The sequence below is a fragment of the Clostridium sp. MCC353 genome, from assembly GCF_018785315.1.
GTDB lineage: Bacteria > Bacillota > Clostridia > Lachnospirales > Lachnospiraceae > CHH4-2.
Genome location: NZ_WQPN01000005.1, coordinates 68,694 through 81,315 on the forward strand (window position 1 = coordinate 68,694; position 12,622 = coordinate 81,315).

The following is a 12,622-nucleotide window of genomic DNA, read 5'->3' on the forward strand; positions in this document are numbered from 1 at the left end:
GTTATTTAAGTTTATCATAGGGGCCTTGAAAACGCAATGTTTTCCCCGACGGAAGAAGACCGGAAAAGCACAGGAAAAGAGGCTGCTGACGCAGCCCCTTTTTCACAAAACTTCCCCGTTCGTCTCTATCACCCTTTTGTACCAGTCAAATGATTTTTTCTTCAACCTTTTTAATGTTCCGCTCCCGTCTTCCTGTTTATCCACATAGATGAATCCATACCGTTTTTTCATTTCCCCGGTTCCCGCGCTGATCAAATCTATGGGGGCCCAGGAGGTATATCCCATCAGCTCCACGCCGTCCTCTTCCACAGCCGCCTTCATGGCCCGGATGTGCTCCCTCAGATACTGAATCCGGTAATCGTCCTGTATCCATCCGTTGTCATCCGGACTATCCACGGCTCCCAGCCCATTTTCAACGATGAACAAGGGCTTCTGCCAGCGGTCATAGACCTGGTTTAGGGTGATGCGCAGCCCCAGAGGATCAATGGGCCACCCCCACTGGCTGTAGGACAGATATGGATTCTTGACGGATTTAAACAGATTCCCTTCCGCCTCTTCCCGGTCTTTTCCAGGCGCGGCAATGCATCTGCTGTTATAATAGGAAAAGGAAATGAAATCCACCGGATAGTTCTTCAAAATCTCCTCATCTCCCGGCTCCATCACCGGAAATACTCCCCTTTTGGCAAGGCGCTTCACCGCATAAGAGGGATAATACCCTCTCGCCTGCACGTCCACAAAGAAATTATTCTCCTGGTCGGTCAAAAGCGCTTCCCATACGTCTTCCGGTTTACAGGAACAGGGATAGGCGGCTCCCGCCGCAAACATGCATCCCACCTGGTTTTCAGGGTTCACCTCATGGGCCATTTTGACCGCCAGGGCGCTGGCTACCAGTTCATGATGAGCGGCCTGATATTTGATCTGCTCTTCATTCTCCCCTTCTTCAAAGCAGATTCCCGCTCCCATAAACGGGGCGTGCAGGATCATGTTGATCTCGTTAAACGTCAGCCAGTGCACGGCATACTCCCTAAACCGGGTGAACAGGGTCTCACAGAGGCGCAGATAGCAGCCGATCATTTCCCTGCTCCTCCACCCGCCGAATTTCTTAATGAGGCCGATGGGACAGTCAAAATGGGAAATGGTGATCAAAGGCCGGATTTCATACCTTTTACATTCCCTTAAAATGTTTTCGTAAAATTCCAGCCCTTCTTCACTTGGTTTCTCCTCATCCCCGTTGGGAAAGATTCTGGTCCAGGCAATGCTGAACCGGTACACTTTAAAGCCCATTTCTCCAAACAGCCGGATATCTTCTTTATAATGATGATAATGGTCGATGGCTTCTGCTGCCGGATAATGGTGCTCCCCATCCATTTCAAGCATCTTCAAGCGCCCGGTGATCACCGCGTGTCTGTCTTTGCCCGACGGACACACATCCACATTGGCCGGTCCCCGTCCTCCTTCAAAGATTCCTCCTTCGCATTGGTTGGCCGCCGTGGCCCCTCCCCACAAAAAATCCTTTTGAAATCCCATGAATCCGCCTCCTATTTCAAAATATTCAACAGGCAGTCGCCGGGATTCACCTGCTCTTTTCCGGTTTCCACCACATCTAAAAACTGGTCCGTATTGGTTATGAGCACCGGTGTCTCCATGCAGTAGCCTTTTCCTTCTATAAAATCCTTGTCAAAGGTGATGAGAAGCTGTCCCTTTTCCACCCGGTCCCCCTGCTTCACCATGGTCTCAAAGCCTTCGCCGTTTAACTGGACTGTATCCAGGCCGATGTGGATCAGCACTTCGACGCCGCCGTCCGTCACCAGGCCGAGGGCGTGAAGGGTCGGAAACAGCGCGGATACCACGCCGTCTGCGGGCGCATAGACCTTTCCTTCTTCCGGCAGAATGGCCGCTCCTTTGCCCAGGACGCCGGATGCAAACGCATCATCTTTGATATCGGCCAGTTTTAACACCGTTCCTTTGATGGGGCTGGATATCTCAATCTGTCTCACCATCTTTTCCGGTTTAGCACCTTCCGCCGCGTCGGAAACAGGCGTTTTAGCCCCATTCTGTCCGGATTCCGCCTTCTGGCCATCCTCTCTGTAAAAAATCATGGTTGCCGCAAATGCGATTGCCATGGTAAGCACTACGCCGCTGACCGCCACAATCAGATTCCCCATACTTCCGTCAGGTTCGATCATGGCTGGAAATTCAAAGATCCCCATGCCTCCCATCATGAATTTTCTGAAATTAAAAGCTCCGTAGAAGCCGCCGCCGATGCCTCCTGCGATACAGCTGATGATAAACGGCTTCTTTAGTGGAAGCAGGATACCGTAAATGGCCGGTTCCGTCACGCCGAATATGCCGGAAATGAAGTTGGGCAGGGCCATTTCTTTCAACTGGCGGTTTTTCGTTTTGAAGAAAATTGCCAGCACCACCGCTGAGGTTGCGAAGGTACACGCGAAAAACGGCATCATCACATTGTCGTAGCCATTGGTCATGATGTTGTTGATATACACCGGAATGAAGCCCCAGTGAAGGCCGAATATGACAAGAATCTGCCAGGTCAGGCCCACAATGGCCCCGGCCAGCATGGGGCTGAAATTGCGGACTGCCATAACTGCTCCGGCAATGACTGCGGAGCCAAACGTCGCCAGAGGCCCGATGGCTAAAAATCCCACGGGGATTGCCACAAGCAGGGTGAGCATGGGCACGAAGAAGAATTTCACCAGATCAGGGATGAACCTGGAAAAGAACTTCTCGCATTTGGATGCAAAATACACCACAAAAATCACCGGAATCACGGTGCCCGTGTAATCCATGGCGATCATGGGAACGCCGAAAAATTCCGTGTAGACTTTGGATTCAAACATGGTTCCCGCAAATAAGGTGTAGAGGGCCTCCCCTCCCGCGGAAAGGGCGCTGTTCTGCACCGTGGGATAACACATGATGGCCCCGATGACCAGTCCCAGCATGGGCTTCAGCTTGAATTTCTTCGCTGCAGTGTAGCCTAAAAACAGGGGCATGAAGGTGAACAGCCCGTCTCCGATGGCATTTAACACCAGATATCCGCCGCAGGCGCTGTCGTATAATTTCAGGGCCACAAACAGGGCGTTGAAGCCTTTTACCATACCGCAGGCCGCCATAATTCCCAGAATCGGCTGGAAAATGCCGGAGATCACATCGATGGCCCGGTTAAAAAGGCTGCCGGAGGGCCCGTCTTCTTCATTGGCCCCGTCTTTGTCCGCTCCGCCTTCTTCCTGGCCGATTAAAGGGAGCACATCCGCATATACTTCCGGAACATGGTTCCCGATCACCACCTGGTACTGGCCGCCGCTCTTCATCACCGTCACGACCCCGTCCATATTTTTAATGATCTCGTCATGGGCTTTGGTCTCGTCTTTTAACTTAAACCTGAGCCTTGTGATGCAGTGGGTCAGACTGCTGACATTCTCCTTTCCTCCTACGTTCCTGACAATTTCTCTTGCCAGATTTTCATACTTTCCCATCGTTTTTCCTCCATTAAACTTTTATTTTATGAAGGTTTGGCCAACTCAATGTCACCACCCTGGCATACATGGTATACTTTAGCAGCTTTCCAGACAGGCCTGAGCTGCTGCATTCTAAAAACATTTCAGGCGCCTGTTTTAGCGACGACGCGCTCGATGTGAATGGTCAGATAAAGCTGTTCATCCTTTGACAGACAGTATCCGTATTTCTTTTCTATAAACTGGGTGATCTTTTCCACACAGCGGTAAGATTCCTTATATTTCCCTTTGATGAGCTGCCACAGATCCTCATTATCCTCATCTTCATAGGTTTTGTGTTCCACCAGACGCTTGGCGAAAAATTTCAGATGGGTGATAAACCTGTAATAGTAAACATCGTCTTCATCGAAATCGATATGGAAAAAATATTTGACGATATTCACCACTTCCTGCATCACCCGGGTAATCTCATACATATTGTGCATGATCTCCTGGTCCATCTGGGCGTTGGCTAAATGCAGGGCGATAAATCCCGCCTCGTCTTCCGGCAGCCGTATCTTCAGGCTTTCTTCGATCCGGTCGAGAGCCCACAGCCCCACCTGGTATTCGTCTTTATAGAAACGGCGTATATCCCATAACAGCACATTTTTCACGGTCACGCCGTCTAAAAAGCGGAGTATGGAGGTGTGCACGTGGTCGATGAGCGAAATGTAGATCATATCATTCAGCTTCTTTCCCAGGCGGAACTTGGCTTCCGAGATGATCTCTTCTCCCAGGGTGATGTGCTCCATGGGCACGTCCTGAACCAGCACCAAAAACTTATTATGGGCTTCTTGGGCCGACAGGGAAAATGTCTTGTCAATGACTTCCGGGCTGATCTCTTCTCCCGCTTTTTTCTTAAAACAGATCCCTTTTCCCATCACGACCTTTTCCCGCCCGTTCTCATCCCGGATCACCGCCGTATTATTATTCAGGATTTTAAATATCTTCATGACATTTCCCCCTTTATCCAAACCAGGCATCCGCCCGCATTACTTTCTCCGGGCATTTCCCCTTTAAAATAAAAAAACCTATATGCACAAATAAATCCGAAAGCATGGGCTTTCAAACTCATCTCTGCATATAGGTATAGCTTGCCTTGGCAATCACCATCCTGTATCTGTCCGAATCGTAACATAGTTTAAAATGGATGTCAATCTCTAACAAGGGGGCTTTCGGAGTTTCTCTGTTTTTTATAATTTTTAGATTGGATTTTTGGTGATTTTGACCGATTGTTTTTTTATTCCATAATTTATAATTATTAATGCTTTTATATTTCAAATATTTTTTTATATTTCGCTTGACAGTCTTCCTTTTTCATGGTAGACTTTATGAGTATTCTTAATAAGATTTCGATTTCACATACTTTTGTAAGTCATTAATTTTTATTGATAATTTACAAAAGCATGTGATTTTTTTATTTTAGAAAAGATATAATAATATTATGGAGGTACCTATAATGAATAACGGTACAGTTAAATGGTTTAACAGCAGCAAAGGTTTTGGATTTATTACAAATGACGCTACAGGAGAAGAAGTATTCGTACACTTTTCCGGAATCGCCACAGACGGTTACAAGTCTTTGGATGACGGCCAGAGAGTGACTTACGACACCATTGAAGGCAACCGCGGAATGCAGGCTGTTAATGTGTGTGCAGCATAACAGCTGATAATTGTCATATAATCAATAAAAAGCCAAAAGAGCTGTCCCTGTCATGGGGATGGCTCTTTTTATTTAACCTGCATTCTGACCCGGGCCCGCTTTTCAGGGATTGTTTTCAGGGCGTAACTGCCAACCGGGCCTCACTTTCTCTGCCTAAACACTCAGTATTTTTCTTATGAAAGACAACGCTGCGCCTGAAGCGCTGCAAAGTAAAAGCTGTTTTCTGTGCAGGACAATGGCTGTCAACGCTGCCCGCCCGCCGTTTAATATCCCATTCCACTGATCGGTTTCTAAAGGAAGCCGGTCCAAAACCGGTTCCGCCGCAAATACGACGGCCGCGCAGATCAGAAACGGGATAAAGCCCCGTCCCGTGTCATACCGTTTCAGCCTGTATCCGCCGCCTGCCGCTTTCCGTGATAAAATCCAAAAACACCAGATAATTCCCATAAATAACGATAACCCGGCAAAGGCCAAATACAGTGCCAGCCCATAGTTTTTTTCCGCCGCAATCATCTGAAGGCTGCCCAGCCCCTGTCCGTTTATCCAGAATGAATAGGCCATGGTGCCTGTCATGAAACCCATCAATAAGGCGGAAGCGGCCTGCATCAGGCGGGAAGCGGCCACGATAAGACCTTTGATCCTGTTTACCACACGGTCACCAAAACTCTTCACCTGATGGTTGTCCTGCTCTTCAATAGGCCTGGCATCGCTCCTGCCCTGCCTTAAATGACTTTGCAGTTCCGGTTCTTTCACATCCCGCTCTGCAGGAAGTTCCTCTTGTTTGATACGGCGGCGTTTAGTCTTCGTTTTCTTTACAGCCTTCTTTTCTTTTGGCTTGCTGCCGGTCTTTTCCGGTTTTAGCGGGGCTTTATAACGGAATGGCGCCTGGAGAACCTGCGGCTTGCTTTCACGAGCGTGAAGATCGATTTCCTGCCAATCGGAATCCGGTTCCGCGCAATCTGCATTAACTGCATCATCCGCATCATTTGCATCATTTGCATCATTTGCATCATTTGTATCATTTGTATTATCCGCATCATATATATCATCTATTTCATATGTTTGGTTTAAAATCAATTGTTCAAATCCGTCATCCTCATAGGGTGTCATCGGATCATCTAAAAAATAGGTATCTTCTAAGCGGAGAGGGGCACCACAGTTATTACAATAGTTGCCGTCTGCTTCATGTCCACATTTAGGGCAAATCATGTTTTCTTCCTCCTGTTTCTTATGCGGTTGATCAGCTTATGTAGTTAAAATCCTAAGCTGAGATTCAGCATTTTTCACCGCTGAAAATAGCGAATCATGATATAGAGGTAATCATAGCACATGAACCTAAAAATAAACAGCAAGTTTTCCTGTCGATCTGATTAATATTTTTGCAGCCTGTTATTCTCCATAAGTAAGTTTGTATTCAATGGTATCTAACAATCCCTTTTTTGCTTTTTTCACTTCCAGCAACTTCTTTTTTTCATCTTTAAACTGTTCTTTCAGTTCAAGAAGCCGGCTACTTTTCTCGTAGATTTTCAACTGCAATTCCTTTTTTTCTTTTCCTCTAAAAAGTCCAAGAGAAGCAGCCTGGGATTCTAAATCTGCTATTTCACTTTCTAACGACTGTTCTTCTAAAACTTTAGGATTATTAAGTATTTGTCTGTCTATATCTGCAATTTGTTTCCTTAAATCCGCCCGCTCCATTTCAAGCCGCTGTTTCTCTTTGGGATTTTCTTTCCAATATGCCTCGGCTTTTTCCTGACCTTCTTTTTCCTTTCGCGTTAAATATGCTTGTTCAGCTTGTTCGGCCCTTAATTCCATTTCCTTCATATTCGAATCTCTGAGGCGCATAGCTTCATAAGTGAGACGGGAACCGTATACATCCAGCCGATTATTTATGGCAAATGTTTCATATTTATATTGTATTGCGCACTCTCTAAGTAATCTCCGCAATTCACGGTGTTTGATAAGAGCTTCATCAGATACCTTTTTTGTCAATGCAACTGCCTCATTCGCAAGATTGTCCATGACCTTGATGGCAGATGCATCAAATTTTCTGCACTCTTCTCCCGCTGTCACATAGTTTATTTTCGTGTAATTTTTAAATGTTTCTTCTATTATCTCATGGTCATCCAATTTTATTATAGAGGCTTTTATCATATCTGCCACTGTAGTTAAATAGTGTGTATAAACTAGCAGTTCTACACTTTCTTTATCATCAGATGCGTATTCTATCGCATTTCTGCCTGCAACAGCAATTTCCGCCACCCTGGCATCACCTACAGTACCGATGAAGGTCAATGATTTCATTTTTATAATCCATGCATCTACACATTTAGGCGATAGTTCTAATGCCTTGTTAGCATAATCAAAAGCAGACTGCCCGTTTTTGCCATCCAACGCATTATTCCCAATTTCCAGATAATTTTTAATTAAGCTGCTATTGTCCGCTTTTATAGTGCCGGCTGCCTCTACACTGCCTTCAAACATCAATTTTCTAGCTTCTTCAACCGTATATTTACACCCGCAAGTTTGGCAGACAAACAAGCCATCCTGCTTTATCAAGTCATTTGCACCGCATAGTTCACAAGCGAATTGTTTCATTATTCCTCCATACCGGAGCGTTTTTTTTTGCGCATTAATTACGTTACGCAAATAATGCGTTACGCAAATGATGCGTTACGCAGGCACGCGCTGAGAATTTTTGTATCCCAGTCGTGAATCAAATTTGTGGCTCCGACACAAATTTTACATAAAGGGTGAAGGGATTTTCGAAAAAGCCTTCACCCTTTACTTTAAAACATGAAGGCTTTTTCGGCAAGACATTCATTCCTGATTCATCCAATGATTCTGCGTATCTCATCGTCATCGGCGTCCGGCAGAAGCAGGATGAGATGATTGAATATGCGGGTTCTGGATTCCTCAGGCTCCCGTTTATATGCCTGGCGGAGGAAGTCTTCACCGAATAAGGTCTCCGGCGCGGCATACCGGGCCAGGCCCCAGCCGTATGGATTTCCCAATTTATCTTTGGCATATTCGAAATCGGCCACGGTCAGATACGTCTGCATCTGAAGCCTTGTGATAATCGTATCAAATCCCTTTTTTCCCTGCTTTCCATATCCACAGGCCGCTTTGATTTCTTTTGTGAGCATGGAACCATTTTCCCGGGTGGTCTCGTAAATCTCCTTATCTTTTCTGGAAGCCAGGCCGTCCTCATAGCGGGCGTCGAAATCATAACCGTCCCTTCTCCAGTTGCACAGGTCCGGGAACCACTCTCTGCTGACGAATCCAGCCTTTCCGCGGAAGAGTTTTCCGTAGGCGCACTGTTTTCCCCGGGCTACAGGACCTTTCCATTCCCAGGGGCCGTCATTTTCCCTGGAAAACCACAGTTCCTGGGGCGTGTATTCTTCTACCGAAAATCCATCAAATTCATTTTTGAAAAATGGCAGGAAACCGAAATCCTGAACAAGGGCTTCCAGTTCCCGGGGAGAAGTTATCCAGCGTTTTTTACTTTTTACTCCCATGACCGTTCCTCCTGAGTTTTTACTTCGTATCTTTTTTGCATCCGATTATCCTATAATCCAGTTAGGATAAGGCTTTTACCGTAAAATCATCCAGCTCGCCGCCGAAATATTTATCCAGCACCTGTTTGAATACGGGATTTTGGCTCACGATAAAAAACAGGGTCATGGATGATTTCAGTTTCATGTCATCCGGCCAGCCCATGACTTGGGCGGGGTCGTTGGATTTCAGTTTCAGCAGTTCCCCGGAGATTTCCAGCAGGCGGGCTCCTAAAATGGGGTGGGCCATATAGGCTTCTGCCTCGGCCCGGTCCTTTATGGCATAGTACTGGGTGGTCGGACTGAATCCCAGGCCCTTGATCTGCGGGAAAATATACCATATCCAATGGCTCACTTTCCGGCCGTTTTTAATCTCTTGAAGGGCCTGGGGGTAGCTGCTTTCCTGGGCGGTCAGGAAACGGGTTAGTTCGTTCATATTTTCCCTCCACATAATTCATACGTTAATGGTTTCATTGCACACATCTCTATTGTACGCCATTTTTGAAATCAGCTTTTCATATTTTTACGCCGCAATCATAGACTTCTCAACCAACAAACTTATATAATACCTTATATACAATATAAGCTGAATTACAAATTGCGTCAACAATGTATTAATGTGAAAGTTCAAACAGGTCCGAACTGTTACGCATTAATCTCCCATTTACAAATGTAAGTACGCCTTTGTTCGTTTGACACCGCCCATTCTGCAATATATAATAATTTTATCACCTGATTCAGAACAGGAATTACCGTGATATATTAACCACATCTTTCAAAAGCCGGAACTAAAATCACGCGCCATTTATAAATCGGAGGTAACTCTATGAGCACTGAAGAACTGCTGTTTTTTGACAAAACACCGGAAATGATGCCTCTTTACGAGACCCTGAAGAATAAGCTGATGACTTCCTATCCCGACATGACAATAAAAGTCACAAAAACCCAGATATCGTTCCGCAGCCGCTACGTATTCGCCATGGCCTCTCTGCCGTGGCGGAAGATCAAGGGATGGCCGGAAACGTATCTTCTGGTTTCCTTCGGCCTGCCCGCAAAGAAGGAATCCCCGCGGATTGCACAGTCTGTGGAGGCCTATCCAAACCGCTGGACCCATCATGTGATCGTGGAGCAGGAAAATGAAATCGATGAAGAACTCCTGGGCTGGATTCAGGAAGCCTATCAGTTTTCCATGATAAAGTAATTCTATGCTTCCAGCATACGCCGGTAAATTTCCAAATCCTGACCGGTAAATACATTAAAGATGACCTGCCGGACGGTCTGATCTGATTCCAAAAACTCCGTAACCGTCTTCACAGCGATCTCTGCCGCCTGATCCTGGGGAAAATGAAACACGCCTGTGGAAATGCAGCAGAAGGCAACGGATTCGATCCCATGGGCCCGGGCCAGTTCCAGGCAGGAACGGTAACATCCCGCTAACAGCTCACAGTCTTTTTGGTTGGGAGTTCCGTAAATAATTGGGCCCACCGTGTGCAGCACATATTTACAAGGCAGGTTATAACCCGGCGTGATCTTGGCTGTACCGGTCTCTTCTTCATGCCCCTGGGCCTGCATGATCTCATTGCACCTGATTCTGAGCTGAACGCCTGAAAATGTGTGGATGATATTATCAATACAGGAGTGACAGGGCTGGAAGCAGCCCAGAAGGGCGCTGTTGGCGGCATTTACGATGGCATCGCATTTCAGGGTTGTAATATCGCCCTGCCAGAGATAAATCCGGTCATTCACCTTGGACGGTTTAAGTCCGGCGGCATCTGTGACGCCCCGCTCTTTCACCCGCTCTGTGAGGTATTCATCCTGAATGTCCAGAAACTCTTTACGGGCCGGATAAGGGGGGCGGATATTGAACAGGGAACGCAGAAGCTGTTTCTGTCCTGTTTGGTCCTTTGGTATTCGGATATCTTTGTATTCCGGCATTTCATTCATCAAGGCATGGATTAAAAAGAGCCGTTTTTCTTCCTGATTCATACTATCTCCTTCCCCAATAAATCCTCCACGCTTTTTTCCATATTCCCGCCAATTCCAACCGCCCGTTCACCCGCTTCTTCAGGCACAAATGCCTCATCTAAGTTCAGGCGGATGAGGGACAGGTTCTCATGGTCCCGTACCATTTTTTCAAAGGGGTAACGGATGATAACCGGGGTATTAAAACCGGCTCCCAATTCCAGCAGAACCGTTTTCTTATCCATACATTCATTTAAAAATGAGCTGAAATTCCGTTCGGCCTCATGCCACTTCTCATCTTCCACAAAAAACTGGTCGCAGCGCAGGTTCATCTCCATCGGCCCGCCGCAGACCGGGCACTTGGGGACCAAAAAAGAAGGTACGGCGCAGTCTTTTCTGGCCTGATCCATACGGCGGAACAGGCTGATTCCGTCATAAGTCTTAGGATGGCAGCCTTTCCGGCACTGGATCAGCCCATAATCCCCCTGGGCGGCAAAGATTTTCTGCTCAGAAAATCCGGTGAGATAAAACTGATGATCCACATTGGTGGTGAGCACAAAATGAGATTTCTTCTCTGCCAGTTTACGAACTTTTTCATATAAAGGCAGAGGGCCGGGAAGAATCCGGTTAATCATGACGCTCTTAGACCAGTATCCCCACTTGGCTTCTTCCGATGGAAATGGGTAAAAACCGGCGCTGTACATATCGCTCATATAGGGGCCGCCGTATTTTTCAATAAATTCCCTGAAATTATCCCTGAACCGGCGGCCACCCATGGATAGTCCGGCGGCCGTGGACAGACCTGCTCCGGCTCCGATCAGAATATAATCCGCTGATTCGATCATCCGGGCTGCTTTGGCGATCAGCTCTTCATACGGGCTCTTTTGAAATATATAGGCTTCAGCGGGTATTCCGCTAATGAAACTGTTAAATGTAACCTTCCTCTTTTCAGACAACATGTCCATCTCCTTCCCATTCCCGGAAATCCTGTCCCTTTGCAAATGGCAACAGTACAGACAGGTCTGAACTGTTATTGCAAACGTCATATCCCGGGAAGTATATGACGCGCCAGGCAGGGGCTTTCCATCTAGTGCTCCATCCGGCCAGAAACTATACTTCCAGCACTGGCAGTATAGTTTCTGACTGGATGGAGCACTAGTTTTCACGTTCATTACGCATTTCTATCTCTTTTACCACATCTTCTATGGTGAATTTCTTCATCTCATCTTCCATCGCTTTCTGGATGTCACTCAGCCTGCCATCCAGGGCAAAGTGAATATTCTTCCCCACCGGACACTTGGGGCAGGGATTTTCATGAAAATGAAACAGGGTCCCGTTCTCGATCAGATCCACGGCACGGTAAATGTCATAAAATGTGATCTGGTCCGGACTTTTTACAGCAGAGATGCCTCCGGTTCCCCGGGCTACGGTGATCAGGCCCGCATTTTTAAGCTGAAGCATAATTTTCCGGATAATGACCGGGTTGACATTGATGCTGGAAGCCAGAAACTCGCTGGTAACTTTATAGTCTTTTTCAAACATGCGGATACAGGCAAATATATGAACCGCTATTGTAAATCTGCTGGATATCTGCATGGCAGCACCTCCTCTTTCTCTCATTGTAAATCTCTACAGTTGTAATGTCAATGGTTACATCAAAACCCATTACATAATTAGAAGGGAACTGATTACTGAACTCCTTTTCATTAACGCTTGTTGGTTGATGGGGACTTTTCTTTTGACAGATTTTACAGTATTATAATAAAAAAGGGAAAAGATTATGAAATTGAAAAGATCAGGTAATAAGCTATATTTTAAAGATACTCAATAAGAAGACAGGTGGCAAATTTAATCGTTAATATATTATCTGAGAACAAGTTTATTAATGTGGAAGAATATATTATGGGGCCGTCAGAAGACATTTATAGGTGTAC

The 12,622-nt window shown here is 46.3% G+C and carries 12 protein-coding genes; 2 read left to right on the forward strand and 10 right to left on the reverse strand.

The window, feature by feature from the left end; translation table 11 throughout:
• Positions 1-102: 102 nt before the first annotated feature.
• From GPL15_RS00980 to GPL15_RS00990, 3 genes are all read right to left on the reverse strand, one after another.
• Positions 103-1,527, reverse strand: coding sequence for a 6-phospho-beta-glucosidase (locus GPL15_RS00980; protein ID WP_215695162.1), 1,425 nt, complete (start codon positions 1,525-1,527; stop codon positions 103-105).
• An 11-nt stretch (positions 1,528-1,538) separates the two neighbouring features.
• Positions 1,539-3,494, reverse strand: a complete 1,956-nt coding sequence (locus GPL15_RS00985) for a beta-glucoside-specific PTS transporter subunit IIABC (protein WP_215695163.1) — start codon at positions 3,492-3,494, stop codon at positions 1,539-1,541.
• A gap of 125 nt (positions 3,495-3,619) precedes the next feature.
• Positions 3,620-4,465 carry a PRD domain-containing protein gene (locus GPL15_RS00990; protein WP_215695164.1) on the reverse strand — a complete coding sequence of 282 codons (846 nt, stop codon included), beginning with the start codon at positions 4,463-4,465 and terminating at the stop codon, positions 3,620-3,622.
• A 506-nt stretch (positions 4,466-4,971) separates the two neighbouring features.
• Here GPL15_RS00990 and GPL15_RS00995 point away from each other — a divergent pair.
• Positions 4,972-5,175: a cold-shock protein gene (locus GPL15_RS00995; RefSeq protein ID WP_215695165.1), complete on the forward strand. Its 204-nt coding sequence runs from the start codon at positions 4,972-4,974 to the stop codon at positions 5,173-5,175.
• Between the two features lie 153 nt (positions 5,176-5,328).
• Here GPL15_RS00995 and GPL15_RS01000 read toward each other — a convergent pair whose 3' ends face one another.
• The 4 genes from GPL15_RS01000 to GPL15_RS01015 form a co-directional block, all read right to left on the reverse strand.
• Complete coding sequence (locus GPL15_RS01000; RefSeq protein ID WP_215695166.1) at positions 5,329-6,384, reverse strand: zinc ribbon domain-containing protein; 1,056 nt, start codon at positions 6,382-6,384, stop codon at positions 5,329-5,331.
• A gap of 180 nt (positions 6,385-6,564) precedes the next feature.
• Positions 6,565-7,770, reverse strand: coding sequence for a TFIIB-type zinc finger domain-containing protein (locus GPL15_RS01005; protein WP_215695167.1), 1,206 nt, complete (start codon positions 7,768-7,770; stop codon positions 6,565-6,567).
• A gap of 233 nt (positions 7,771-8,003) precedes the next feature.
• Positions 8,004-8,690, reverse strand: coding sequence for a hypothetical protein (locus GPL15_RS01010; RefSeq protein WP_215695168.1), 687 nt, complete (start codon positions 8,688-8,690; stop codon positions 8,004-8,006).
• A gap of 61 nt (positions 8,691-8,751) precedes the next feature.
• A complete protein-coding gene (locus GPL15_RS01015) occupies positions 8,752-9,162 on the reverse strand; it encodes a DUF1810 domain-containing protein (RefSeq protein ID WP_215695169.1) in 411 nt (136 codons plus the stop codon).
• Between the two features lie 390 nt (positions 9,163-9,552).
• Between GPL15_RS01015 and GPL15_RS01020 the strand changes: the two genes are divergently transcribed.
• Positions 9,553-9,927, forward strand: coding sequence for a DUF5655 domain-containing protein (locus tag GPL15_RS01020; protein ID WP_215695170.1), 375 nt, complete (start codon positions 9,553-9,555; stop codon positions 9,925-9,927).
• A 2-nt stretch (positions 9,928-9,929) separates the two neighbouring features.
• Here the strand turns inward: GPL15_RS01020 and GPL15_RS01025 are convergent, their stop codons facing one another.
• From GPL15_RS01025 to GPL15_RS01035, 3 genes are all read right to left on the reverse strand, one after another.
• The gene (locus GPL15_RS01025) at positions 9,930-10,712 is read right to left on the reverse strand and encodes a protein-ADP-ribose hydrolase (protein WP_215695171.1); all 783 of its coding nucleotides are present in this window, start codon (positions 10,710-10,712) and stop codon (positions 9,930-9,932) included.
• Entirely contained in the window at positions 10,709-11,647 is a 939-nt protein-coding gene (locus GPL15_RS01030; protein WP_215695172.1) for a Sir2 silent information regulator family NAD-dependent deacetylase, read from the reverse strand. Before GPL15_RS01030 ends, GPL15_RS01025 begins: the two co-directional genes overlap by 4 nt.
• A 196-nt stretch (positions 11,648-11,843) precedes the next feature.
• Entirely contained in the window at positions 11,844-12,284 is a 441-nt protein-coding gene (locus GPL15_RS01035) for an Rrf2 family transcriptional regulator (protein WP_215695173.1), read from the reverse strand.
• Between the last annotated feature and the right edge of the window lie 338 nt (positions 12,285-12,622).

Coding starts and splice junctions, on each gene's coding strand:
- GPL15_RS00980 (WP_215695162.1), bottom strand. CDS start 1,527: ATGGGATTTCAAAAGGATTTTTTGTGGGGAGGGGCCACGGCGGCCAAC.
- GPL15_RS00985 (WP_215695163.1), bottom strand. CDS start 3,494: ATGGGAAAGTATGAAAATCTGGCAAGAGAAATTGTCAGGAACGTAGGA.
- GPL15_RS00990 (WP_215695164.1), bottom strand. CDS start 4,465: ATGAAGATATTTAAAATCCTGAATAATAATACGGCGGTGATCCGGGAT.
- GPL15_RS00995 (WP_215695165.1), top strand. CDS start 4,972: ATGAATAACGGTACAGTTAAATGGTTTAACAGCAGCAAAGGTTTTGGA.
- GPL15_RS01000 (WP_215695166.1), bottom strand. CDS start 6,384: ATGATTTGCCCTAAATGTGGACATGAAGCAGACGGCAACTATTGTAAT.
- GPL15_RS01005 (WP_215695167.1), bottom strand. CDS start 7,770: ATGAAACAATTCGCTTGTGAACTATGCGGTGCAAATGACTTGATAAAG.
- GPL15_RS01010 (WP_215695168.1), bottom strand. CDS start 8,690: ATGGGAGTAAAAAGTAAAAAACGCTGGATAACTTCTCCCCGGGAACTG.
- GPL15_RS01015 (WP_215695169.1), bottom strand. CDS start 9,162: ATGAACGAACTAACCCGTTTCCTGACCGCCCAGGAAAGCAGCTACCCC.
- GPL15_RS01020 (WP_215695170.1), top strand. CDS start 9,553: ATGAGCACTGAAGAACTGCTGTTTTTTGACAAAACACCGGAAATGATG.
- GPL15_RS01025 (WP_215695171.1), bottom strand. CDS start 10,712: ATGAATCAGGAAGAAAAACGGCTCTTTTTAATCCATGCCTTGATGAAT.
- GPL15_RS01030 (WP_215695172.1), bottom strand. CDS start 11,647: ATGTTGTCTGAAAAGAGGAAGGTTACATTTAACAGTTTCATTAGCGGA.
- GPL15_RS01035 (WP_215695173.1), bottom strand. CDS start 12,284: ATGCAGATATCCAGCAGATTTACAATAGCGGTTCATATATTTGCCTGT.